The sequence below is a fragment of the Candidatus Paracaedibacter symbiosus genome, from assembly GCF_000757605.1.
Lineage (GTDB): Bacteria > Pseudomonadota > Alphaproteobacteria > Paracaedibacterales > Paracaedibacteraceae > Paracaedibacter_A > Paracaedibacter_A symbiosus.
The window spans coordinates 304,539-327,788 of record NZ_JQAK01000004.1 but is presented as its reverse complement, the minus strand read 5'-3'; the positions used below and the strand labels follow the sequence as shown (position 1 = coordinate 327,788).

The following is a 23,250-nucleotide window of genomic DNA, read 5'->3' as shown; positions in this document are numbered from 1 at the left end:
AATATGCCGAAGCTGGTTACCAATATGCTCAGGAGCGGATGTTTAATGCTATTTGTTGGGGCAAGTTGGGCCAAGAGAAACGATCCGAAGAAGAACGCTTTCAGGATCTTGTCAAATATGCTCAAGCTGGTTACCAATATGCTCAGAGGTATTTGATTGAAGCTATCTACTTTGGCACTTTGGCCCAAGAAAAAAAATCTGGAGAAGAACGTTTTCAAGAGCTGGTCAGATATGCTGAAACTGGTTACCAATATGCTCAGAAGATGTTGGTTGATGCTATCTACTGTGGTGCTTTTGGCCAAGACAAGCGATCTGGGGAAGATCGCTTCCAGGATCTTGCCAAATATGCTGACGCTGATTATCCAGGTGCTCAGATTTGGTTGATTACTGCTATTGTCCATGGAGACTTGGGCCAAGGAGAACGACCTGAGGAAGAATGCTTCCAGGAGCTTGCCAAATATGCTGACGCTGGTTACCAAAATGCTCAGGATTGCGTAATTAATATTATTTTTTCAGGGTGTTTAGGCCAGGGAAAACGATCTGAGGAAGAGCGTTTTCAGGATCTTGTCAGATATGCTCAAGCTGGTAACGAGCATGCTAGAATATTAGTGAATGATATTATTAGCTCTGGCTCTTTAGGGGTTATAGAAGATCAAAGTAACTCAGCCAATATGTTTTTTATGTTTTTAGATAAGGTCATTGGGGGAGAAAAATAAAGTACGTGTAAAAGTTACCTAGTAAAAGAGCCTAATATTTTATTAAGCAGTTTAGCAGTTTTTAGGGTAACATCAACTTAACTTTTGAAATTGTTAGCTTTTTGAGGTAAATGTTGGGATATTTTTGTTTTATTTAGAAAGCTAATGATATATGGACTCTCTCAAGCTTTTCACTTTAATTTCATTGGCAAGTTGTCTCTGGTTTAGCGACAAAAGCAAGGTTTTTCTTGGGAATATGCTTGTTAGAAATGACCCTGCCCCGTAAAAACGGTCCAGAAGGTACAAACGTCAATATAGGGCCTTAACTTTTATTGACATATACCAACAAACAAGAATTAGAAACCTTATTCTGACACCTTTATATATCTTTAGACATTATCAACTTAAGGTATGCCCTAAATTGGTAATTGGGGGTAGGTTCTGTTGTATTGAAGATAATTTAGCATTCTTTTCGTAGCAAGGCCACTTAAAGCCCTGTTGGAAAAGTTTCTGGAAATTCTCCTTTTTCCCAAACATGAGATTTATGAAAAGGTCTAACAGCGCTTGTCGTATCAATGTGAATAATTGCGTTAAATTGTTGGGATAAGGAGGCATAATAATAATGGCTCATACGCTCAGTCTCAGGATGATAAATCACGCCAATGGCTCGCTGTAAATAGGGTCCGGTTAAAGATCTTTCCTCACCTAAAAGAAGGAGAAAGTCAGGTATTTTTAGATGGTGGAATAAATACTCGTAGCTTCCCTCTAATGCGGGCCTGACTTTTTTTCTTTCCGTGACGCCTCCCCAGGTAGAGGCCGCTGTCACCTCCCCTTGATAAGTTGAAAAGCCTATGAGGTAGCAATCGTTCCCATATCTCTCTCTGGCAAGTTGCCCAATGTTAATTTCCCCTCTTTTTGTCAAGCTAGTTGCTCTGGCATCTCCAACATGTGAGTTATGTGCCCAAATTATTATCTTAGGCAGGCTGCCAAGAAGCTGGTAATAGTAAGTTCGTATATCTTCGAGTGTAGCCATCATATGATTGTCTCTCAGATTCCATGTTACTTCTGGCCCTTTCAGTAATGCTCTATAGTACGCCTCTGCATTAACCACAACTCTTGCATTTTGAAGAGTAGAAAGCAGGTCTTCTTGATCTGCCTCATATTGCGACAAAGCATTAGAGTATAGTTCTAGTAACTCAGTCAGCTGATCATAGACCTCTTCTTCACACCCAGAAGCAATACCTTTTTCGATCGCATAAGCATAGTTTATCGGATCTTGTCTATATTTCTGTAAGCATTCATAGCGAATACGAGCTCGCTCAGCGGCCTGCGGATCTCTCTTTGCTAGAGAGTGAATAACAAAATCCATAGACGTATGCAGGCTATATAAATCAAGACCATAGATACCAATTTTTACCTGATTAGTGGCCAAGAAATCATTATAAGTTCGTAGCCATTTAACAAACTCAAGCATATCATCGTTACACCACATCCAAGATGGGAAGCGCTCAAAACTCTTTATAGCATTATATTCATCTATTGATTTACTAAAGTTCTTAGCATATTTATTGAGGTTGTAGACATCCGGCCAGTCTCCTTCTATGGCAATAGCATGAAACCCTTTTTCTTCAATAAGTTGCTTTGTTAATTGAGAACGAATTTTATAAAATTCATGCGTTCCGTGGGTCGCCTCTCCAATAAGAACGAGATGAGCATCACCAATGTTTTTTAGCAGATAGGAATAATCTCGAGAAGAATCATCAAATGGTAAGGCAAATAGAGATTTCAGGTTGCTTTGGTCTAACATATCTATACTCCCCTAAATAAGAAGAGGTTTGTTGTTTGAAGCAAAACCGCATATTATTATTTATAATAATTTATAAGGGTAGCCTTTTTAAAATTGAAAATAAGAAAATTTTCTCTCAATCAAAATAAGTTAAGTGGAATAAAAATTAAGGCTCTTTACCGTTTATAGTGAAATTGCAATGAGGGACGGTAATAGTTTAAGGTAGGAGCAAAAAAATCAATCCTATTGCGGTAAGAAATACACGGATTCCTATTAATAGGGGTGATAAAGAAACTGAATTAAAACGTTTATTTTTGGAACACCTTCGCATCACTTGACATTGCCATTTAACATTTTAATATATCACATTTCTTTACAAAACTCTTCTAAATCTGCAACAAATCCAGATGATGCATACTACCGTAATCATAAATAACGTAATAGCTAAAGAGTATTGATGCCCACTATATATTCTAGAAAAGCAGAAGCACAATAAGGCTACAATTATCATTTGTAATGCTCCAATAAGGGCGCCTGACGCTCCTGATGTATTCTGATGCACCAACAATGCCTTCGCAGTAGTTATTGGAAAAACAAGCCCGGTACCCAAATTGAATACAGACATTGGAAGAAGAAGTAATAGAGGGCTCTTGTATTCTAGATCTGACGTCAAAAGCATCAATCCAGCCCCAATTAACATAATAAATAGCCCTACTAAAATACATTTGCGCGTATTAATTTTATTTTTCATATAATAAATAAAGAAACACCCAATAATGAAGGGGCTATCTGTTAATAAAAATGTGAGACCCAGCTCGAAACTTGAGAGTCCCACTTGAGTTTGCAATATAAACGGGCTAGCACTATAGTATATAGTGACACAAGATAAGGTTAAAGATGATAAAAAAATAAATACCCAAAGTTCTTTTTTCCTTAATACAGTGATGTAATTACGAAATATTGTTGATATAACTTCATCACTACCTTTTATACTTGGGTTTGTTTCTGGTAAAAACTTAAGCAGGATAATTAGAGTAATTGAGCAATATAAAAGAATAGCTACAAAATTGGCTTGCCAAGAAAACATATAAATTAAATATCCTCCTATAATGGGCGCGACCATTTGGGCCAATACAGAAAAAATCATTAGTACAGCAGTAGCACGGATATAGAAATTACCCTTATAAACATCGCTTAATATAGATTTTGCTATGACACTACAGTATCCCGCCCCTAACCCTTGTAAGAATCTGGATAAAAGTAGGGCATGTATGGAAGATGAGAACAGAGAAAAAATGCTGGCAAAAACGAAAAGGCTATTTCCAGCTAGAGCTACTATGCGTCTGCCATATATGTCTGATAAAGGCCCATAAATAAGTTGAGATATTCCTAAACCTAATGCATATAAAATAATTATGTTCTGAGCCGTACTAATATGCGCCGAGAAATGCATAGCTATGTCGGCTAGAGCAGGATTACAAACTGTATTTGAAAATAAATAAGTAGTAACCATTAAGCAGGCTATTCTTAATATGGGCTTGTTTTCCATAATAATCTCGCCTTAATAGTTCTCAATTTTCGAAATCGCATATTTAGCATATTCTGGTGCAAGTTTAAATCCAATTCCACTTCCTCCACTGCATACTAATAGCCCTTTTACTTCAGGCAAAAATTCTACTATACCCTCACAGTTTTTAGTGTAAGCATCTATACCACACCGTCCTTCAATCCAACATTTTGCGGTAATCCATGGAGCAAATTTTGAGGCTACATTAGTCAGCTTTCTAGCCACCTTCATTGAAAGGTGCGGTTCTTGATCATCATTAATTTGCTCTGATTCTTCTGTTAACCCCAGTAAACATCTATTATCGCCATAATCCCGACCATATAAGCCTAAGGTTTTATCTAGAAAAGTAGGAAAAGGTAAATTATTCAGCGGATATTTATAAAAGCCAATCTGGATAATTTTTTTTATAAATTTAGGCTCTTTATATCCTAAAATTTTAAGGAAATCATAAGTCCCAACGCCAGCAGCAAGTATAGCACACGGTGTTTCAAAACTGGAATAAGACGACTTTACACCAATGACTTTTCCATTCTTGGTTACAATACTTTGAACTTCAACATTTTCTAAAACATCTCCCCCTAAACTAACTCCTGCTGATAAATATGCTTTACAAGTTCTTATTGGATCTGCATAACCGCTGTCCTTTTCATAGATCACAACCTTGTCATCATCAATTGGCATTTCCAAACAATTAAAACGACGCGCAGCTTCCCGACTTGTTAGACACTCTATTTGGAATCCTCTATTTTTAATAAGTTGAAGATGATCTTCGATAGCAGGTAAGTTTTTATATGAGTCGATGGTAAAGAAACCCGTTTTAACCAGGCCACATGGCATCCCTATTTTCTTTTCAAATTGGTTAAATTCATCAAAACTTTTTGTCGATAAATCACATAAGTTTAGGGATGAATGTAACAGCCTAATAAACCCTCCTGAGCTGCCTGTTGCTCCGCTGCAGATCCTTCTTTTTTCAAGGAGTAGGGCTTTTTTAGAGGTGTATTTTAAAAGATAATAAAACATGGCCGTGCCAAAAATACCGCCTCCTATAATTACGACATCATACTTATTTCTCATATTGTGTGTCTTTCTTGTCCGAAAGTTCGAAAACGTCAATATTTATGGGGGTGAAAATGCAATTTGATAAGTTTTTTATTTTTGTGCCCTTAGCCATCAAACGAACGTTTCTATCCCATCCAAATCTCATTGAAATCCCCAACGCTTTGAATAATTTCTCAGAAAACTCCGGCATTATTGGCGAACAGACTATTGCATAGTATTTTAAAGAAGTTAATTCTAAAACCAAACTTGTCTGGTATTCTAATTTATTGATACTGTTGTTATTTGATAAATATTTTCTAGATAGGGATAGTTTTTTCGTTCTAACAAGTAATTCTCTTAATAAGCTCACTATATTGGCTAGTGAAAAAAATTTTGGCTCATACGCCTGAGTCGCTTCTTGTAGAAAGCGTTGCAAATATCTTATAAATTCCTCGTGCTCTACCGTCCATTCTCCACCGTCAGGACAGACACCATCGAAGTCTAAGGTTATTCTTGATGACAGATCACATATCCAACTTGATAGCCCATCAATTAAATCTACATTGATCAATTCAATAAAGTGAGAATAGGAAAACTGCGTTCTTTCAAATTCGGGGCGTGTCGCGGATAAATAGTAGCGTATTACATCACTTGAAGCTTTTTTGACTATATCTTTTGCCAAAACTACATGGGAGCGACTTTTTGAGAACTTGAGATTATCAAACAAATAAAATTCATTATATATCATTTCGGTAGGTAATTTGACTGAATGATTATAAGCTAAAAATAGTGCTGGCATTATTATTGTATAGAAATACGCATTATCAAAACCAAAGAATAGTGTAATCTTAGCTTTTGGATCATTCATGAAGTTCCTTAATCCGTTGTTTTTACTGGTTATTTTATGAAGGGCAAACAGATACCCTGGGGCCATTTCACACCACGAACAAAGTTTCTGATTTTCGAAGCCATCAAATGGTGCTGCTAACCCCCAATGCGCGTTATGGGTTATTGGAAGATCTGGCAGACCTTTATCCAGAACATCTCTAACGAGTCCTCGAAGACGAGGGGACAGATTTATGCTTTCCAGATATTTCTTTAATTGTTTAGAATAACTTTGCAGAGGTAAATAAATCTGCTTTGTTTCTTTTAATACAGGTTTTGTTTTGCAATATTTGCAAAATGAGTTTATTAACCCTATGCAATCATTGGGCAGACCGCAAGTTTCACACGATCCTCCCCCACAAGGGGAAGTGCAATGTGGGCATATCCCACTCATATGCGCTTCAAATAACCAAAGGTTACATTCCTCGCAATATGGTTGCTTGCTGATTTTTGTTTTTAGTGCAGAAGAGCTAAATAATTTTTTAAAAAAATCGATGACATATTTAGTATATTCTTTGTCATATAAAGGTCGATAGAAGAAATCAGGCGCCGAGTTGTATTGTTTTAGCACAGATTGGATGCTTTCTGAGAATTGATTAGCGATCACTTTTGGCGAAATCTGCATTTGTCTTGCTTTGAGTTCGACGTAACTTTGATTCTCGTCACTTCCTGTAATATATAAAGCATTTTCTCCTTTTTGAAGCAGGTGGCGTTTCAGTATATCAGCAGCAAGATAAGGCCCAGATATATGGCCCAGATGCAAATCACCATTTGGGGTTGGTGGTGGAGAAAAAATCAATCTTTTTACGGGGGAATTATTGAAAGAATCATCCCGCTTAAATATAACTGCACCTTTAGAAAAAGCCCACCACAATGAAAAAAAACAAGCTGTTCCTTTGTTTGTGTGTTTTTTAGAGTATGTGCATCACCTGGATTCAGGCGCACAATATCTCCAACACTGGCTTCAAACTCTCCGTTTTCGCCTATAAGGGTCCCTTTTCCGCTAATAATAAGAAAGTTTTCATGATCATGATGAGCATGCCTTCTTGTTTCTTCCCCAGGATTTAGGATGCCTATCATAGAGCCGAAGTATACGCTTTCTTCAGGAAAATCAATCAATTTTCCGCGGATCCCATAGACGGACTCTGGCGAATGAATATTGAATTTATCAAGCTTCATTAAAATACTCCTTCCTTTTCATAAAAGACGAGCTATCATTTAATATAGCTTCCAAGATCAGTTCTGCCCTGGTAGACATAATTGCTAGTGTAGAATCACTGGGGCCGTGACTATGCTCACAGTAACCTTGCAGATAAATGCTTGCTTGCATTGAAGGATGCTTTTGAATTTGATAATTTTTAGATGCGAGGTACTCTCCAGCACTATCCTTTATTAAATGCTCATCGAGTCCGCTTAATATTTCTTTATAATTATCTTGCTTATATCCTGTAGCAAGTATAATTGCGTCTCCTCTTATAGATGTTGTTGTCTCATTATAAAGGTCTTTGGCATCGACTTGAGCATATGAGTCAGTGGATATTATGCCTTCTAGGCTCAATCCAGCACAAATATTTAACCTTTCCTTTTGCTGCAATGAATCATCGTATTGCACCTTAAACAACTCATTAAGCAAATCTAAATCCATCACAGAATAATTTGATGCTTTTAGATCCTGCAGTGCTTTAGCCTTAGACAAACTACTTAGGTGGTAAAAATCAGCTACCGATGATTGGTGGTACTTTTGGTTTACAAACGGACTATTATCGATAGCATGTAAGGAATAGTTTCGGAAACACAACGAGACTTTTGCATTAGGATATTGGTTCAGTAAATAGTAAGTAGCTTCTCCAGCACTTTGTCCTGAACCTACCACAATAAAGTGATAATTCTCAGATAGGTTTGTAAAATGTTTGGGTATCTTTTCTAATAACGACGCTGTATGGATTACCCTGTTATTATCTTCAAAACCTTTAGCACAGGCTGGAAAATACGGTTCTCCACCAAGAGATATAACGACATTTTCCGCAATGTAGCTACCAACACTTTCATCTCTTTCATCCTCATACACAATCTCCAGTTTTTCGATGGTTTTACCTTTTTTGTCCCATATTGGAGTAATCAACTTTACTTTGCACCCAAACCTTGTAACATGGGTCAACTTCTCGCATACCCAGGAAAGATAATCATGATACTCGATTCGGGTTGGATAGAAGTTTCTTAAGTTTATAAATTGATCTAATCGATTTTTGCTTTTCAAATAATTCAGAAAGGTAAAAGGGCTCTGTGGGTTTCTTACTGTCGCTAAGTCCCTAAAAAAGGGTACTTGTAGTTGCATACCAGGTATTAACATACCAGAATGCCATTCAAATTTACGCTTACTATCTAAAAATAGACAGCCGATATCACTACCTAAATTTAACTTTTTTCTTCAATGGCGGTTGCTAGCGCTAAATTCGAAGGTCCGAGACCAATGCCTATTATTTTTAGTAATTTATTATTCATTTAAATTCCTCCTGCTTTTTTTGAGGACGTTACGCACACATTCTGTCTTCACCTTGATTCAACCACGATGATGGTAGGATGCTTTTAAGTGCATCTACTAACCCTCGAATTTGTTCTTCCGTATGGTTTGCAGCTATACATACCCGCAATTGGGCTTTATTTCTGGGGACAATAGGGAAAAACACTACTGATACAAAAAATCCCTTAGATAAGATTTGTTTGCATAATTCTATAGCTTTTTCTTCATCGCCTACTGTAACCATCCTGATTGGGCTAAAAGGTAGCGTTAATTCCATTAAACGATCATACAAGGCAACATTTTGGCGTAATCTTGCTTGTAGCATTGGTACGGTTCCATCTTTATGAAGCCGGATGGAAGACAAGCATGCATTGGCAACAGAAAAATCTAATGCAGCTGAAAACGCATAAATCTGTCCATAGGTCCTAATGGTACTTTCTTGTGTAACGCTTGGAACGAGTATACCCCCTCCATTGCACCCAAATCCCTTTGAAAGGCAAAAACTAATAAATAGATTCTCAGGAATTCCATAAGGTAGCTGGCTCAATACGGAGCCTTGTCCATATTCTCCAAAAATAGAAGTTCCATGTGCATCGTCTAGATATACATAAAAATCCAACTCATTAGACATGTTGAGGATAGTCTGAATAGGGCACAGCCCTCCCATTGAATAAACCCCATCTGCAACATAAACAGCAACTTCACCTTTCATTTTAGCCATCATCACTTCTTCTCTAAGTGCATTCAAATCATTGTGAGGAATTGCTGAGACTTGTGATTCTGTTGCTAATATTGGTTTTAGAAACTGCATTGAAGAATGAGCGAATTTATCAAAAATCATCCTTACTTTTGGGGGATTCTGCGGGTTTAAGAGCATACCACTAGCGATTAATGGAAGAACTGATATATTTGTTGTCGTAACTGAAGGGAATGTAATAGCTCTCCCACCAAACAATATTGACAGCTCTTCTTCAAGCCTCTGTAGAGGCTCAATTGAAAATCTTGACCGAGCGCAGCAGAAATTGACCCCCCATGTATCGTTGAGAGATTTGCTGGATTTAATTATATCTGGGTGCAGATCCAACCCTAAATAGGAGCAATTAATAAATTCTACAACTTCGGAGTTATCCGGCATTGATACCTTTTTTCCATTCCTTCCTTGTATAGTGACCTGCATTAGGCCTTCGTTCACAGCTTTTTTATAAAATTTATTAGAATGACCATAGATAAAGTTAGTATTTCTATAACCCATGACTTTCCTCCTAGTTGGTTTATGCACAAAAGTTATGTGTGATGCATTAGGTAGCACTTCTGATTTCTTCGTTCGTTCAGAGTTTTTATATTTAAGAGTTCACTTTATAAATGTTTTGTTTCTATTTTTTTCAACGAACATTTTTTAAGCTTTTATATTTCTGAAGCGAACTTTTAAAAAATTTCTTTATAAAGAACTAACTTCTTAATACTATGGGGATAATAACGATCTAAAATAATGACGTATAGTGATATGATTTCATTAAAATTAGTGAATTTTTTTCAACTATGAAACTTACTCAACTCATTTATTTTCTAGAAACTGCTCGCCATGAGCATGTTGGAAAAGCAGCACAAATTCTGGCAATTAGCCCCAGTGCAATTAGCCATAGCATAGCCGCTCTTGAAAGAGAGTTTGGAAAAGACCTTTTTATTAAAAACGGTAAAAATATTCAGTTAACTAATTTTGGCAAAATCATGGCAGAGAGGGCAGAGTATATTCTGCAAACAACTGAAAAGATTAAACGAGAATTGTTATCAGGTACTGTAGAATTACAAGGACATTATTCCCTAGCTGCATCTCACATGTTATCTGAACATTTTCTTACGCCTTCATGGATAAGTATCCAAAAAGCTTATCCTCATCTTACAAGTGAAATTTATAGTTTACGTTCTAGCGATGTTGTTCAAAAAGTAAGCAGGGGAGAACTGGATTTTGGAATATGTTTTAATCCCCAAAGCAACCCAAATTTTGAAGAAGAAGTCTTGCATGAAGGGCAGTTAATTCTTGTCGTCCGAGCGAACCACCCAATTCTAGAAGTTGAGCCATCTGAGCAGCCTCAAAGACTCTCTCAATCCTATCCTGCAATCCTCCCTAAATCTTTCCAAGGCATAAGTAACTGTGAAACTCATCCTATTTTTAAGGCATTTCACATGCAACAGCAAGAAACCTTACTTTTTGATAATTATGCAGTCGCTTTCCAGGCTATTGCCCAATCAGATGCTTGGGGATTAATTCCGGATATCCTTTTAAAGATAACACCAATTTCTTTTGGATCAATTATACCTGCAGGGTGGGAAGCACCTATGAAGATTTCTGCTATTTGGCCAAGGAAACGTTTGATAACAAATGTTCTTAATCAACTATCCCTTAAGGTTAAGCATGCCATTCTTTCTCAACTTGAGAAAGAAGTGTAAATTAGTGAGCCTTGATAATGCTAATTTTGCACCTTAGGTTATTTCTACTCTGTTCGAAACTGGAAGTTGAGTAGCCACTTCCAGTTACCCAGGAGCAGCCCTCTTTTAGGTAAAGGGGATGAATGCCTAAGAGAAAACCTCAGCTCACAGGACACGCAAGGAGTAATAAAAATGGTCATTCGAGCTGTAAGAGGTTGGGTGAATTATCACGCAGTCTTTGATAATCACAGAAGAAGTGGGGCAATTCCTCGAACGGACAAAGCGGAGACTATTCTGGTGGTTAAATAGACGCGGAGGTAAATGTTGGGTAACTTGGAAGAAACTGCTTCAAATACTTGAAGTGGCAAGGTACCCAAAGAGCTGGAAAACTGTATCGATGTTCTGATCTCACTGAATATGTGTAGGAACACTGATCTATCGAGAGCCGAATGCGGTAGTTCCGCACGTTCGGAGCTGAGGAGGGGGAGGTCAGAGAGATCTGTCGGTTCAGCTCATCCCGGACCTCTCCTAGAAAGAGGTTAGCTCTTTTGCGTAAAAGCCTCTTATTGACAAAGTCTTCTTGAAATTATATTCTGCTGTTCTTAGCTATAAGAAAATTATAAATAATATCGGTTTTATAACATTGAAAGCACGAGAATCTAATTCACCAGAACAGCTTTCATCACTTTTTAGAAATGATAAAAGTGAAAGATTTCTATTTAATTATATTCCTTCCTTGATAGTGACTGTCCAAGTTGTTGTGGCCGTTACGGCCATATAATTTCTCATCTCACATTTTTTGCCTTATTTTACATTTTTTACGAATAATTATTTCGGAGAGCTACTATGCAGCGATATAAGCATATCTTTATGTACGGTTTTGCGATATTTGCCATGTTTTTTGGTTCTGGAAATCTTGTTTTTCCATTACAAATTGGACAGAATTCAGGGAATCAGTGGATGCTAGGATTTTTGGGTCTCTTTTTAACAGGGATTCTTCTTCCATTTTTGGGGCTTTTTGTTATTAACTTATATAGGGGGTGCTATGAAACTTTTTTTGCACAAGCAGGCCCTGTTGCTCGTCTAGTTCTTCCATTGTTTACGCTATCACTCCTAGGTTCTTTTGGGGTTGTTCCAAGGTGTATTACAGTTGCTTATGGCGGTATAGGACCACTTTCTCCGAGTATATCCTTGGAGGCATTTAGTTTAGGGTTTTGTATTATTTGTTATCTAATTTGTTTGAAAGATCAGATAATGATCTCTGTTGTAGGAAAATGGATGACGCCAATATTATTGACATCATTAGCAATATTGATTGTACTAGGGATTATCCAAGCACCCCCAATGGAAAACATGACAACTCAGCCTGAAGTTGCCTTTAGCATGGGATTTTTGAAGGGGTACCATACTATGGACCTGTTTGCTTCTTTCTTTTTCTCAGCTCTTATTTTTAGGCAAATTCAAGATTCTATCCCTAATAAAGAAGATCATATGGTTGTCTTAAAGTCTGCCCTGCAACCAAGTATTATGGGGGCGTGTTTATTAGCGGCTATTTATTTTGGGTTTTCTTTTTTGGGAGCATACTACACGGATATTACGTCAAATAGTGCTCCAGAATGTATTTTGCCAGCAATTGCGACTCATATCATGGGGCAAAAGGCAGCACTAATAATTGGCATAATTATGATTTTTTCCTGTCTTACAACAGGAGTTGCCCTTAATAATATTTATGCGCGTTATCTATGCTCGTTATTAAAGTTGTCAAATAGCAGCTTTCCATTTGTTCTTTTATGTACAACTTCTATTTCATATCTTATATCACTCTTAGACTTTCAAGGTATAGCTACATTTTTAACTCCTGTTTTGCAAGTATCTTATCCTAGTCTCATTTTATTGACATTTCTGAGTATTTTCCTAAAAGGATTTGAGAGGTTGAAGATGGTTTCGTTTTACGGAGTATTGGCCTATATGTTATACTATTTATATATATAAGCAAGATTTTCACGCTTTTGCCAGACTAAATCATCTGACAGGTAATCCACTGGGTCGACCACTCAACAATTTGGTGAGGCCGGTCGACTTTATTTTTCACTTTTCTGGCCAGTTTACACTTAAGAGATAAATTAACATATGTAAGATAATTTTTTCTCCTCATTCAAATTAAATATAAGTTTCCCATTGTAACATAGCGGCATATCGTATTTTCTACTTTTGCTCTCCTTCCATAATTATTTTTTGTTTGCCAGGCGTATAGTCCCCTTTTATCAATGTAATTAATACCATTTTGTCTGACAGAGCAGGGCTCTTGTGACAGTGAAGGAGATCCTCGAGCTGGAGGAATAATGGGTTTAATGTTGATTGATTCCAGTTGGCTGTAAACATTTTGCCCATCGTAGCCCGCATCAGCAATAAGCTCTTTTATTTTTGTTGCATCAGCCTGCTTAAGGTGAGCCTCTAAGCAGGATCGATCATCTGTTAAATGACTTGTCATTATCCGAGAAACAATTAATCCCTTGCTATTAATGCCAAGGTGAAGTTTACGCCAGACTTTGCGTTTGTACTGTTTGCCATATTTTGGTTCGAGCCATTCACTTTAAGCAACAAAGCCATGAATAACAGCACGAGGAAGGCAAAAAGCATCCTCAGGTAGTTGAGGATAAGTCGTAAGTTATGCCCAACTGCTGCAAGCAGAGCATTCAGGGTATCACCGATTTCGCCTTTTAGGTAGTTTCTGCCCAGCTTCCCGTCACTTTTCATGTGTCCGATGTGAGGTTCAATGGCGTTACGTCTTTTTAAGGCACGCTTCAAAGTACTATATTATCCCACCCAATAGGACTTATATGAGGAAGCATATTTAGACATAGAGGAAATTTGTAAGACATTAAAAGTATCTCGAGCGACGTTTTATAGGTATTTGAAGAGTTAAAGTCTCCCATAAGAATTAGCACTCTCAAGTTGTTTGAGGATAGAAAATAGGTCAGTCTTTTTTTTCTATTTTTTGGACAACTGGGATTCTTTAAAGGATCTCTCCTTATTAAGTCCCACTTTCAAAAAACAATTTTAACCTTCACAATTTTTTGTATTAGGGCCAACTATAGTCCTAACTTTAGTTTTTGTTTTTCACTTAAAAAATTTTCAAGCCGAGGTTTTTGAAGACTAGTTGAATTACTCTCTGTTTCTTCAAATTCCACTATACCCTCTTTACTTCTCGCCCCCGAACTCTCTGGTAGAAAGACAAAAGCATTGAGTTCATCGTAGACTGTTTGGCTTTGCTCTAAAAGTTGTGTTTTATACCGCATATGGATCAGCTCTTTATACATTTGTTTGTAAGGTAGGCTGCTCTTCCCATATTTCATTTGCCAAGCTATTTGTAGCTCTAAATGCCTTAGTTGGTTAAAATTTTTATAGGGGATGACTTTCTGGAGTTTAGTAGATGGGCTAAGAGTAACAATATAACTTCCTCCGCCTTTGCCAACTGTATATCCTATTACACTTTTGTTACTTTTGATCCACCCCGGAAAAGCTTTAAAAAGAACTCCTCGCCGTTTTCTGTGATTCTTATGGTTGCCTTTTCCAGTTATGATATGAACTTGTGATTTACATTTAGATTTGGCAGCGTTAATAAACTGAGTAACCTTTAGTTGAGCTAATTGCGCCGAGGCAACTCCATGTAAATCAAGGAGACGGGGATTCTTCGTATTTATATAAATGCGACGAACTTTATATTCATCATGACCGTATGACCTGTCGGAAGGTAGCTTCGAGATTCTTGGGAAATTTAATATAGCTTCTTTTTCATCTAATAATCTTTCAATCATGGGAAGAAGCTCTGCCCAAATTTTAGGTGTTAAAAGCAAATCTTCACAATCAAGCATATACATACACTGGGCTTTGAATAACTTTAATTCCGTAAGAGAAAAATCTTTAAAATTTTCAGGCCATTCTTCAAGTCCGGTGTTTTTATTTTTAGAAGTTAATTTAGATGTGTCGTTAGAAGTTAATTTAGATGTGTCGAGGGAATTTAATTTTTTTCTAGATTTACGCTTCTGAGGCTTCGGCTTTGTCACTAATGTTTCTGCTATGTGAGATGGATAAGTATTGCTTAATAATGTATAGTCTTCCTTATTCGGTTGACATAAAGAGTTTTTATTTCTTTTTTCTGCTTCAACCGTTTCAAAATTATTAATGTTTTGGGCAAATTCCTCAAGTTGCCTGAGGCGGGTATTCCAGCGCCTTTTAAGTTTAGGTGTTTGGTTGCTTCTTGCAAGCATCTTAAGGCAATGCTTTTTCAGTACCCTAAATTCCTCAAAAGATGCTACTCGATGTAATTTTTTAAGCCATACAGTTTGAATTTGTGTTGTAGCTGCTTGTGTTTTGGCTTGAAATACTGTCGGCAATTGATCTTCTCTTGAACTCTCCAGCTTAACCTGTGAGGAGGGCTTAGAAGAGGCCGGATGACAAGAATTATGAAAAAAAGAGAGATAATTTGTCTCCTCTTCTTGCTTTTCCATTGCTTGAAGAGAAGGCGTAAGCCCATGGAAAAGTATATTAATCCTTATTAATATAGAAGTTAAACGTTGCCATATTGGAGCTCTTTGCCCATCAAAAAGGATGCTTTTAAAAGTAAAAGTTTTTTTGTTATTCATTCTTATTCCTATGAGAATTTAATCTTTTTTTAGAGAGATTGTTGCTTGCTATAGTTCTACATTTCCTTAGCTGCTAGAATCTTTTTTAAATGTAATTCTTCTTTATTCTCCTTTATTCTTATTAAAATAGAACTTATATTTAACCTTATGAGCATTAATCCTTTTTCATATTTCTCACAGCATTGGTGCGTGAGGTATCAAAAGCTCAAAGAATTTTGAGTATTATGGGTATTTTTCTTAACTGATCTTGCAACCATTTAATGGACAGTAATTGGGAGCTTATCGTCAGCATCTAGCTATCCTATTTCCCTGACAATTTACCCACTAATCTGATTGCTTTCAACAGATGCGACAGAACCCTAGGCCTTCATGCACCGCAGCCCAAAAAATTAACCAAATTTGGTATATATTTAGAAAAATATATACCAAATACTAAACAATGTTTTTGGTAATTACTTACATGCATAAAATAACCGAGCATTGTCAAAAACAGTGTAAAAATCGTCATTCTTCTTTAATGTTGTCAAAGTTTTTTGTTCTTGCAACTCTCCTCAGTTATTCAAGTTTGACCTATGCAGCCACCGGATTAACATCATTCAGTTTTATATCCAATAACAACCCTAACACTATTTCAGTGATCAATACGGGAACAGGCACGGTAAGCAACACCATCTCTTTGGGAACAAATAATCCCTGGGGGGTTGCCTTTAGTCCCCAATTTGTGACGGGAAATTATTCTGTAGCATCTGATAGCCAAATGACAACCGATGGTATAGGATTAAACCCAGTATATGGTAACAGCTTGAACTTCGCCGGCGGTACACTCACAGCAACCAGTAGCTTCAGTAGCTCTCACCCCGTTTATCTCTCTGGAGGTCTTCAGCTGGGAACCCTCACAGCACCGGCGGGAGGAACCATCAATACTAATAGCAATAACTTGACTTTTTCTCAGGCATTTTCCGGTCCTGGAAGCTTAACAAAGCAAGGAGCAGGCACCCTCACCCTTTCCGGCGTCAACATCTATACAGGTGGGACACTTGTCAGTGCCGGTACTTTGCAGGGAGATACAAACGGTATCCAAGGGAATGTTACCAATAACTCAGCTGTCGTTTTTGCTAATAATACTTCTGGAAGTTATGCGGGAATAATGGGCGGTACTGGAACTCTCACCCATGCAGGCCCTGCTGCCTTAACCTTTACTGCTGCCAATACTTATACGGGTGGAACAACGATTAGTCCAAGCACGACATTAGCCCTAAGTGGTTCCGGATCCCTAGCGAGCACAGGAGCTGTTGTTGCTAACGGGACCTTTGATATAAGTGGTATCACGTCAACTTCAGTGACAATTGGTGATTTGACTGGCTCGGGTACAGTTTATCTAGGGACGAAAGGATTAACCTTTGGAACCAACAATACAACAGCACAGACATATGGTGGTGTGATTCAGGACACTAGTCTTGGAGGATCAATCATCAAAGTTGGGACTGCCACAGCCATTTTAAGTGGCACCAACAATACCTACACAGGAGGCACTACTTTCAATAATGGGATCTTGCAAGTGGGGAATGATGCCAGCCTTGGAGATAGTTCAGGCGCTCTTCACTTTACTGGTGGAACGTTGCAGTGGAATGCTGCTTTCAACCTTGCGAACACACGCGCAATCACTCTTGCTACTACAACTGATACCTTGGATACGAATGGCAACGACACAACCATCTCTCGCTATTGCTGATGGCGGAACGTCAGGGACTCTTAATAAAGCAGGGTTGGGGACGTTAACACTGACAGGGGCCAATACCTATACGGGTGGCACTAATATCCATGCAGGGACACTAGCCTTAAGTGGGCTAGGGGCTTTGGATGGAACCAGTACGGTGACGGTTGACAATTTGGCTACCTTTGATATCAGTGCCGGCCTAGCAACAACAATGGTGGGGGCTCTAGTGGGATCAGGTTCCGTGCACTTGGGACTAAACACGCTTCAATTCGGAAACACTGATCCGACACCCCAGACATTTTCTGGGGTGATTGGTTGGAGGCGGTGGTATCACTATGAATGGAATCGGCGTTGCCACCTTAGATGGTGAGAACACCTATACAGGAGCCACTATAATTAATTCAGGAACCTTGGCCTTAGGGGTAAATGGTTCGATTGCAGATTCGACTTCTATTGATGTTAGAAATGGCGGTACTTTAGACGTAAGTCAAATGAGTGGATCTCAGGTGGTTTTAAGCGGTGTAACAACATTTGATCTGGGAAGTGCTCTTAAAATTGGGAACAAGAATATCTCTCTTTCTAACGGTATCTTTAATGGCGCGATTCAAGACGGAGGGGTGACAGGGGCAACAGGTGCCTCACTGACGATGAATGGAGCAAACAATACTGATGTGTTGGCTTTGAATGGAGCAAATACCTATTCCGGTGGTACCATCTTAGACAATGGCGTGATTGCCATTGGTAATAATCAAGGGTTAGGTACAGGCACTTTTGAGTTTGCTGGCACTGGTGGGGCAACCCTCCAGTTAGCCCAAGCTTTAAGTGGTCCAATTGCTAATGCAATCCAGATGACCGCGACAGGTAATCTTGATACCCAAGGCTTTGATGTCGAGTTGTCAGGCGCGATTATGGGTAATGCCACCTTGAATAAATTAGGATCAGGGCTGCTTACTCTATCAGGACCTAACTATAATAATGGTGTAATCCATCAAAATGGCACCATTGCCATTGGCAATAATCAATCTTTAGGGATGGGTAGTTTTACTTTTGATACAGCAGGGGATATTTTATAGATAAGTTCAACTTTAACCAACGTCAGTAACCCTGTGGTTCTCGTTCAGGATGGAACGATTAATACGGCTGGCAACAATGCCAACTTTAGCGGTCAATTCACCGGTACGGGTGGTCTAACAAAGAATGGAAATGGTGTTTTACAGTTAAGCAATGCGGATAATACCTATTCGGGTGCGACACTTGTGGATGCGGGAGAGCTCAAGGCCAATGGCACCCTGAAAAACTCAGATGTTACTATTGCCAGCGGAGCAAGTTTCAGTGGGAATAACACCGTTAACAGCCTGACCAACAGGGAGACTGTTGCGCCTGGAAACTCTATTGGCCAGATTGAAGTTAATGGAAATTTTAATAATACAAATGGTGTATACCAATGTGAAATCAACGCCAATGGGCAGTCAGATTTAATCCAGGTTCTTGGTACAGCAACCCTTGGCGGCACTGTCAATGTAATGCCGGATGCGGGCAGCTATATAAGTGGCACTACCTATACAATTCTGACGGCCGTCAATCCCATCACGACGCAGTTTGATGCGCTAACGTCGACTTCGGCCTTATTACAATACAAACTTGCCTATACCACCAACAGCGTTTTATTAACGGTAATAAGGCAAGCCTCCATTGGCAGTATTGTCACGAGCGGCAATGCAGGCACCATTGCTGGATATATTGATGGGTTAGGCACACCACCAGCTGGATCAGTCCTTGCCAATCTTGAAGCAGCTCTGTCAAATTTGTCTGGCGATGCGCTTTATAATGCTTTAAATCAGCTTCACCCGGCGCCCAATGTGCTGATTGGCGCAGCAATAGTCGCAACCGAACTTGATCAAGCAGATGGTCTTTTTGAAGCGTCCTTTACTGACCGCCTCATCCGCAAAGTCAAGAAGCGCTTGAACGATAAGGAAGCTCAAGGTCAGACCCTTGGTCTTGCTATTGCTCAAGGCAATATACCACTGGCAATAGGGCTTACTAATGTGCTCAGCAAAATTGCAACCCATTCTGAGACGCATCTCAATCTTGTCCCTAAAACACGTGAAGTGCCACAAAACTTACGCACAACTTTGGGTAAATCGACTTTCTGGGTGCAACAGACTGGGCGTCACTTCAGCCAAGATGCCAAAGGGATCAATCCCAATCTGGCCGTCCGAAGTCGCTCAAGTCGCTTTATCCAAGCCAAAGGTGGCGGTCAACTTTCTGGCCTGTTCGATCTGAATGATGTCCAGCTCTACCTCTATGCCAAACTTGGCTATACTTATAAACAAGAGCTAGGTACTCCCCAAGGGGTCACCACTTCCTTTGCTGGTTATGGCAACAGCTTCACCGTCTTCGTGAACAATAAGCGTCAGAATATGGTGAACCCCGGTCTCGGCATCACTGCTGTTTTCGGGGATAAATTCTCCCTCACTGCCACCTATGATGGTGAGATTAGCCCGACTCAAAAATCTCACCAATGGCTCATCAGATTTAATTATAAGTTCTAAGGTTTTTGAGTTTTAAAATTACTTCAATCTGGCAAAATTTGGATTATCAAGACTAAGATTTTGCATCAGAGTGCGCAAACTTTTCATTGTTCCTGGTCCATATTTGTCAACACCGATTAAAAATTGATAGTGCGCCGCAGAACAACAGGAAGGAGGTCTGTAAAAGGTCATAAACTGTGATTAAGCTTAAGAAGAGATGGAGGTTTGGCCCCTTGAAATCGGCTTTCAGGAGCAGGTTTCAAACCACCTCAAGCAGCTTGTGAGCGTTGAGGAAAAGACAGAGAAAATCTGTCAGGTAGGGATATCAGCCCCATTCGTGTAAAAAGATACCGTCTAGAGTCTTGATCATTTCCAAGACTGTATATTTTCCTCTCAGATGAGTATATCCCCTAAGAGGGGCCCGTAAGATCCCCGATAGATAAAAATGGACAAGAGCCCGATCTAGATCTCGCTTAATCTAAGAACATCAGGCAAATGCTCTGCCTTCAACTTCAAATCGTACTTTTTACATGAATGGGGGTGATACTCCAAAACGAATAGGCCTCTCCCATTAAGTCTCACTCATTCCCATGGCGGCTTTTACTTATTCCTTAACACTGACCTTGTAGAAGAAGGGTATATAAATAGTTACGAGACTTTTCTGATTGTGGCTATTTGTTTGGATTCATTCGTGTCAAATAACTCGTAACGATCTCCAAGCTCTAGATTTTTTTCATCCAATAATATTTCATGCACTAGATTGAGAGATACATAGACGTATACTCCTACAGGTGCTGCTTCGAGATATTTAATTACGGAAAGAGGATCCAATGGATTGTTCTCAATATGGAGTCTCTTCAATTTTTTCAAATTACTTAAACCATCGGGAAGAGCTCGCAATTGATTATTGCGAAGATCAAGTAGAATCAGATTTTTCAAATTACTTAAACCATCGGGAAGAGCTCGCAATTGATTATTGCGAAGAATTAACTCTGAAAGGTTAGTGAGTTTTGCCGTACTAGATGGTAGGGACGTAAGATTATTATTAGCAAGCCCGATCATTTTGACTCTTTGAGGTATAAGATCCCCAAGATCTGACGGTAGAGAAAAAATACCCTTTTTATTTAGCATTACCACATTCGACCCCTCTAGCCGCTGTTTAATTAGAGCGTTTACCCTGTCATGCTCCATTTTAATTCTTTATACACATCTTTCGAAGATTCCCCTTCCCTAGGTTCTTCTTGATATTCTTGAAAATCATTCTGAAAGCGGTGTTTCCAGGCCACATCATCATTTGCAAGGTCGTGCCACTTTTTATTGACAAGTCCAGCATTTGCGGCATCACTCGGACTAGTGTGTCCGATAATCCCTATTTTTAATTCATCTGGTAGATTATCCCATCCTGTGTTTTGGTTGGAATTGCCCTGGTTGTCTTGTTGCTCCATAGCAATAAGAGGGGTGATTGTTAAAGCAAGGGCTGTTAAATAGTAGGCTGGATTACGCATATTATTCTCCATAGGTTGTTGTCTCATTCTATAAGTATAGGTATCCCATGTAAAAAAAAGCTTAATTTGATTGAACTGCACTTGAATGCTTAAGTTAAATATCTACAAACATAGTTGATGACGGTACCAGATAAATTGCTTTATTTCCTTCTCTTATCTCCCTTATTGACTAATTTAAGTTATTAGCATAGAACAAAAATACTAAAAAATAAAAAATCTTACAAGAAAAAGAGTTTATTATCATGAATAAAATAAAAATAAATAGATTTATAATATCTTTTTTGATGTCGTTAGCCTTTTCAAATGCTAGCGTTTCAGGCGATGAAATAATAAGGGATGATTTTCGTCCAAATATTTCCTCTCTCAGAGAAGAGGCCGGGTTAAGATACCGAGACGGAGCATATGAAGAAGCAAGTAATATTTATAAAATAATTGTTGAAGATAAAGGCCATACAATCAGCGACGCAAGAAACTTTTTAAATTCTTTTAGTGACTATATTACTCCTGGCCATGTTAATCGAAATCAATTTGGGCAAGATTATATAAACACATTATCTTCCGCTTGCCGGGATATACAATTGTATATTCATAGCGATAAATACGACAGCAACATGGCAAAACATATATTCCAATGGATTAATGGGGAATACAATCCCCTGCCGGAAGGTGTAATGTTTTCAAATTCCGATATTTGGGTTAATTGATAGAATAAATATCAAATAACGCTGGCTATACTTTTTTGCAAGTAGGCTTTTAAATGCGCTTTTTTACATTATTTGCTACTATAGCACTACAGTTTTTTTATTGTAGCGTTTCTATCGCATATTCCAATCCGGAAGAATATAAAGAAGAAAGAGGTTTCTTCTGTAACACTTGTCCATCCGACATAGTATTAGAAATTTCGTCTCACTTAGAAAATGAAAAAGATGTAGTTACTCTATTCTCATTAAATCCTTTTCTTAAAGGGCATGAGGACGAGGTTTGAAAAGCATTTATAAAAAGAAAATTTGAAAGAGATCCTATAAACTACAATACTTTTAATGATTTTTTCCCACATTCTCCTCTCTTAACTCCTTTAGAAATAGTAAAAGTGCATTATTGCATTGGGCGCATACAACAACAAGACTATACCCCAATTGTCTTTAGAGCTCCAAGCATAGGAATAGGTTTGGTAGTAGCAGTTCGTAATGCGGTATCTGAATATGTTGGCTTTATATTTAGGCCTACCCTTACCCTTTTTTCAGATATTGTGTCTTGTTTTAATTTAATGAAAACAAGAATATCAGGAGATATAGGAAATAATTCAGAGATATTTTTTAACATATTAGAGGGTAATGAATCGATAATAGGTTTAAATTTAAGAGAGCAAGATATGGGAGTTGGAATAGATCAACTCTGTTATGCTTTAGCAAATGACCGTTTACCCTGCCTTGAAAGCTTAAACCTGTTTTCTAATAAGTTAGTCAATGTTCATGCTCTCAAATTAGCAGCCGCTATTTCAGCCAATAACACCATTAGAGCATTAAATTTACGAAAAAATGTGATTAGTGATGTGGGTGCAGGCTCCCTTATAATGGCATTAGGATTTAATACTTCTCTTATAGAACTTAACCTAAGTAAGAATTATATAGGAACTAATGGGGAGCTTTTAATTGCGAAAGTATGGAAATCTAAAAATCGCAGTAGAGGTAATTTATATTTAGCAGACAATCAAGGCGTAAATGGTCGTAGCCAATTTTCTTTAAGCTACTCACCCAATTAAATGCACATCAGCGATTTTGGATAGGTAGAGGGCTTACTTTTCAGAAAAGCCGGCACCATCTCAACTTGTCTGTTTAAAATCCTATAAGATAATACTTAGTCGACGCTGAAATAAGGAAAATAAAGAAGAAAAGCAAAGATTTATTGGTGGAATGTGAGTAAATTATTTGC

At 38.2% G+C, this 23,250-nt stretch carries 19 protein-coding genes and 3 pseudogenes; 10 read left to right on the top strand and 12 right to left on the bottom strand.

Annotated elements, in window-relative coordinates:
* The coding region (locus tag IG80_RS0109975) for a hypothetical protein (RefSeq protein WP_232224391.1) at positions 1-716 on the top strand (716 nt) is incomplete at its 5' end.
* A gap of 466 nt (positions 717-1,182) precedes the next feature.
* On the opposite strand, the gene IG80_RS0109970 is transcribed toward IG80_RS0109975, so the two are convergent.
* The 7 genes from IG80_RS0109970 to IG80_RS0109940 all read right to left on the bottom strand — a co-directional run bounded on the left by IG80_RS0109970 (position 1,183) and on the right by IG80_RS0109940 (position 9,744).
* The gene (locus tag IG80_RS0109970) at positions 1,183-2,502 is read right to left on the bottom strand and encodes an erythromycin esterase family protein (RefSeq protein WP_032113867.1); all 1,320 of its coding nucleotides are present in this window, start codon (positions 2,500-2,502) and stop codon (positions 1,183-1,185) included.
* A gap of 352 nt (positions 2,503-2,854) precedes the next feature.
* On the bottom strand, positions 2,855-4,030 hold the full coding sequence (locus IG80_RS0109965; protein WP_032113866.1) for a multidrug effflux MFS transporter: 1,176 nt from the start codon (positions 4,028-4,030) through the stop codon (positions 2,855-2,857).
* Positions 4,031-4,042: 12 nt separating this feature from the next.
* Entirely contained in the window at positions 4,043-5,122 is a 1,080-nt protein-coding gene (locus IG80_RS0109960) for an NAD(P)/FAD-dependent oxidoreductase (protein WP_032113865.1), read from the bottom strand.
* Positions 5,112-6,845, bottom strand: a complete 1,734-nt coding sequence (locus IG80_RS0109955; RefSeq protein WP_084756378.1) for a methionine--tRNA ligase — start codon at positions 6,843-6,845, stop codon at positions 5,112-5,114. Before IG80_RS0109955 ends, IG80_RS0109960 begins: the two co-directional genes overlap by 11 nt.
* On the bottom strand, positions 6,776-7,150 hold the full coding sequence (locus IG80_RS0109950; RefSeq protein WP_032113863.1) for a cupin domain-containing protein: 375 nt from the start codon (positions 7,148-7,150) through the stop codon (positions 6,776-6,778). The genes IG80_RS0109955 and IG80_RS0109950 overlap by 70 nt, the downstream gene beginning before the upstream one ends.
* Entirely contained in the window at positions 7,140-8,372 is a 1,233-nt protein-coding gene (locus IG80_RS0109945; protein WP_084756376.1) for a SidA/IucD/PvdA family monooxygenase, read from the bottom strand. Before IG80_RS0109945 ends, IG80_RS0109950 begins: the two co-directional genes overlap by 11 nt.
* Before the next feature lie 130 nt (positions 8,373-8,502).
* On the bottom strand, positions 8,503-9,744 hold the full coding sequence (locus tag IG80_RS0109940) for an aminotransferase class I/II-fold pyridoxal phosphate-dependent enzyme (RefSeq protein ID WP_032113861.1): 1,242 nt from the start codon (positions 9,742-9,744) through the stop codon (positions 8,503-8,505).
* A gap of 287 nt (positions 9,745-10,031) precedes the next feature.
* On the opposite strand from IG80_RS0109940, the gene IG80_RS0109935 reads away from it, so the two are divergent.
* Positions 10,032-10,940, top strand: a complete 909-nt coding sequence (locus IG80_RS0109935; RefSeq protein ID WP_032113860.1) for a LysR family transcriptional regulator — start codon at positions 10,032-10,034, stop codon at positions 10,938-10,940.
* A gap of 825 nt (positions 10,941-11,765) precedes the next feature.
* Complete coding sequence (locus tag IG80_RS0109930) at positions 11,766-12,911, top strand: branched-chain amino acid transport system II carrier protein (protein WP_052046337.1); 1,146 nt, start codon at positions 11,766-11,768, stop codon at positions 12,909-12,911.
* Between the two features lie 184 nt (positions 12,912-13,095).
* Here the strand turns inward: IG80_RS0109930 and IG80_RS0109925 are convergent.
* Together IG80_RS0109925 and IG80_RS16295 are read right to left on the bottom strand one after the other, a co-directional pair.
* Positions 13,096-13,512, bottom strand: a pseudogene (locus IG80_RS0109925) (transposase); the annotation flags it as partial.
* Positions 13,425-13,727, bottom strand: a pseudogene (locus IG80_RS16295) (hypothetical protein); the annotation flags it as partial. The pseudogenes IG80_RS0109925 and IG80_RS16295, both read right to left, overlap by 88 nt.
* A 40-nt stretch (positions 13,728-13,767) precedes the next feature.
* On the opposite strand from IG80_RS16295, the pseudogene IG80_RS16905 reads away from it, so the two are divergent.
* Positions 13,768-13,845, top strand: a pseudogene (locus IG80_RS16905) (helix-turn-helix domain-containing protein); the annotation flags it as partial.
* A gap of 166 nt (positions 13,846-14,011) precedes the next feature.
* Here the strand turns inward: IG80_RS16905 and IG80_RS0109915 are convergent.
* Complete coding sequence (locus IG80_RS0109915) at positions 14,012-15,565, bottom strand: Smr/MutS family protein (RefSeq protein ID WP_032113858.1); 1,554 nt, start codon at positions 15,563-15,565, stop codon at positions 14,012-14,014.
* Between the two features lie 460 nt (positions 15,566-16,025).
* Here IG80_RS0109915 and IG80_RS13485 point away from each other — a divergent pair, with 460 nt between their 5' ends.
* Genes IG80_RS13485 through IG80_RS13470 form a run of 4 tightly spaced genes read left to right on the top strand, consistent with a single transcriptional unit; the run spans position 16,026 to position 19,834 of the window.
* Complete coding sequence (locus IG80_RS13485; RefSeq protein ID WP_198027356.1) at positions 16,026-17,297, top strand: autotransporter-associated beta strand repeat-containing protein; 1,272 nt, start codon at positions 16,026-16,028, stop codon at positions 17,295-17,297.
* Positions 17,263-17,652, top strand: coding sequence for an autotransporter-associated beta strand repeat-containing protein (locus IG80_RS16595; RefSeq protein WP_052046334.1), 390 nt, complete (start codon positions 17,263-17,265; stop codon positions 17,650-17,652). The genes IG80_RS13485 and IG80_RS16595 overlap by 35 nt, the downstream gene beginning before the upstream one ends.
* On the top strand, positions 17,618-18,355 hold the full coding sequence (locus tag IG80_RS13475; RefSeq protein ID WP_052046333.1) for an autotransporter-associated beta strand repeat-containing protein: 738 nt from the start codon (positions 17,618-17,620) through the stop codon (positions 18,353-18,355). The genes IG80_RS16595 and IG80_RS13475 overlap by 35 nt, the downstream gene beginning before the upstream one ends.
* A 33-nt stretch (positions 18,356-18,388) precedes the next feature.
* Positions 18,389-19,834 carry an autotransporter domain-containing protein gene (locus IG80_RS13470; protein ID WP_052046332.1) on the top strand — a complete coding sequence of 482 codons (1,446 nt, stop codon included), beginning with the start codon at positions 18,389-18,391 and terminating at the stop codon, positions 19,832-19,834.
* Positions 19,835-20,461: 627 nt separating this feature from the next.
* Here the strand turns inward: IG80_RS13470 and IG80_RS0109905 are convergent.
* Together IG80_RS0109905 and IG80_RS0109900 are read right to left on the bottom strand one after the other, a co-directional pair.
* Entirely contained in the window at positions 20,462-20,944 is a 483-nt protein-coding gene (locus IG80_RS0109905; protein ID WP_198027355.1) for a leucine-rich repeat domain-containing protein, read from the bottom strand.
* Between the two features lie 41 nt (positions 20,945-20,985).
* Entirely contained in the window at positions 20,986-21,318 is a 333-nt protein-coding gene (locus tag IG80_RS0109900) for an F-box protein (RefSeq protein WP_032113856.1), read from the bottom strand.
* 242 nt (positions 21,319-21,560) lie between these two features.
* Between IG80_RS0109900 and IG80_RS0109895 the strand changes: the two genes are divergently transcribed.
* Both IG80_RS0109895 and IG80_RS0109890 read left to right on the top strand, forming a co-directional pair.
* Entirely contained in the window at positions 21,561-22,022 is a 462-nt protein-coding gene (locus IG80_RS0109895) for a hypothetical protein (RefSeq protein ID WP_032113855.1), read from the top strand.
* A gap of 464 nt (positions 22,023-22,486) precedes the next feature.
* The gene (locus IG80_RS0109890) at positions 22,487-23,080 is read left to right on the top strand and encodes a leucine-rich repeat domain-containing protein (protein ID WP_156962170.1); all 594 of its coding nucleotides are present in this window, start codon (positions 22,487-22,489) and stop codon (positions 23,078-23,080) included.
* Positions 23,081-23,250 lie beyond the last annotated feature (170 nt).

Bases quoted from the DNA above. Each gene is read 5' to 3' on its own strand.
- IG80_RS13475 (WP_052046333.1), top strand. From the start codon at position 17,618: ATGAATGGAATCGGCGTTGCCACCTTAGATGGTGAGAACACCTATACA.
- IG80_RS0109950 (WP_032113863.1), bottom strand. From the start codon at position 7,150: ATGAAGCTTGATAAATTCAATATTCATTCGCCAGAGTCCGTCTATGGG.
- IG80_RS0109930 (WP_052046337.1), top strand. From the start codon at position 11,766: ATGCAGCGATATAAGCATATCTTTATGTACGGTTTTGCGATATTTGCC.
- IG80_RS0109970 (WP_032113867.1), bottom strand. From the start codon at position 2,502: ATGTTAGACCAAAGCAACCTGAAATCTCTATTTGCCTTACCATTTGAT.
- IG80_RS0109915 (WP_032113858.1), bottom strand. From the start codon at position 15,565: ATGAATAACAAAAAAACTTTTACTTTTAAAAGCATCCTTTTTGATGGG.
- IG80_RS0109905 (WP_198027355.1), bottom strand. From the start codon at position 20,944: ATGCTAAATAAAAAGGGTATTTTTTCTCTACCGTCAGATCTTGGGGAT.
- IG80_RS13485 (WP_198027356.1), top strand. From the start codon at position 16,026: ATGCATAAAATAACCGAGCATTGTCAAAAACAGTGTAAAAATCGTCAT.
- IG80_RS0109895 (WP_032113855.1), top strand. From the start codon at position 21,561: ATGAATAAAATAAAAATAAATAGATTTATAATATCTTTTTTGATGTCG.
- IG80_RS0109965 (WP_032113866.1), bottom strand. From the start codon at position 4,030: ATGGAAAACAAGCCCATATTAAGAATAGCCTGCTTAATGGTTACTACT.
- IG80_RS0109900 (WP_032113856.1), bottom strand. From the start codon at position 21,318: ATGCGTAATCCAGCCTACTATTTAACAGCCCTTGCTTTAACAATCACC.
- IG80_RS0109940 (WP_032113861.1), bottom strand. From the start codon at position 9,744: ATGGGTTATAGAAATACTAACTTTATCTATGGTCATTCTAATAAATTT.
- IG80_RS0109960 (WP_032113865.1), bottom strand. From the start codon at position 5,122: ATGAGAAATAAGTATGATGTCGTAATTATAGGAGGCGGTATTTTTGGC.
- IG80_RS16595 (WP_052046334.1), top strand. From the start codon at position 17,263: ATGGCAACGACACAACCATCTCTCGCTATTGCTGATGGCGGAACGTCA.
- IG80_RS0109935 (WP_032113860.1), top strand. From the start codon at position 10,032: ATGAAACTTACTCAACTCATTTATTTTCTAGAAACTGCTCGCCATGAG.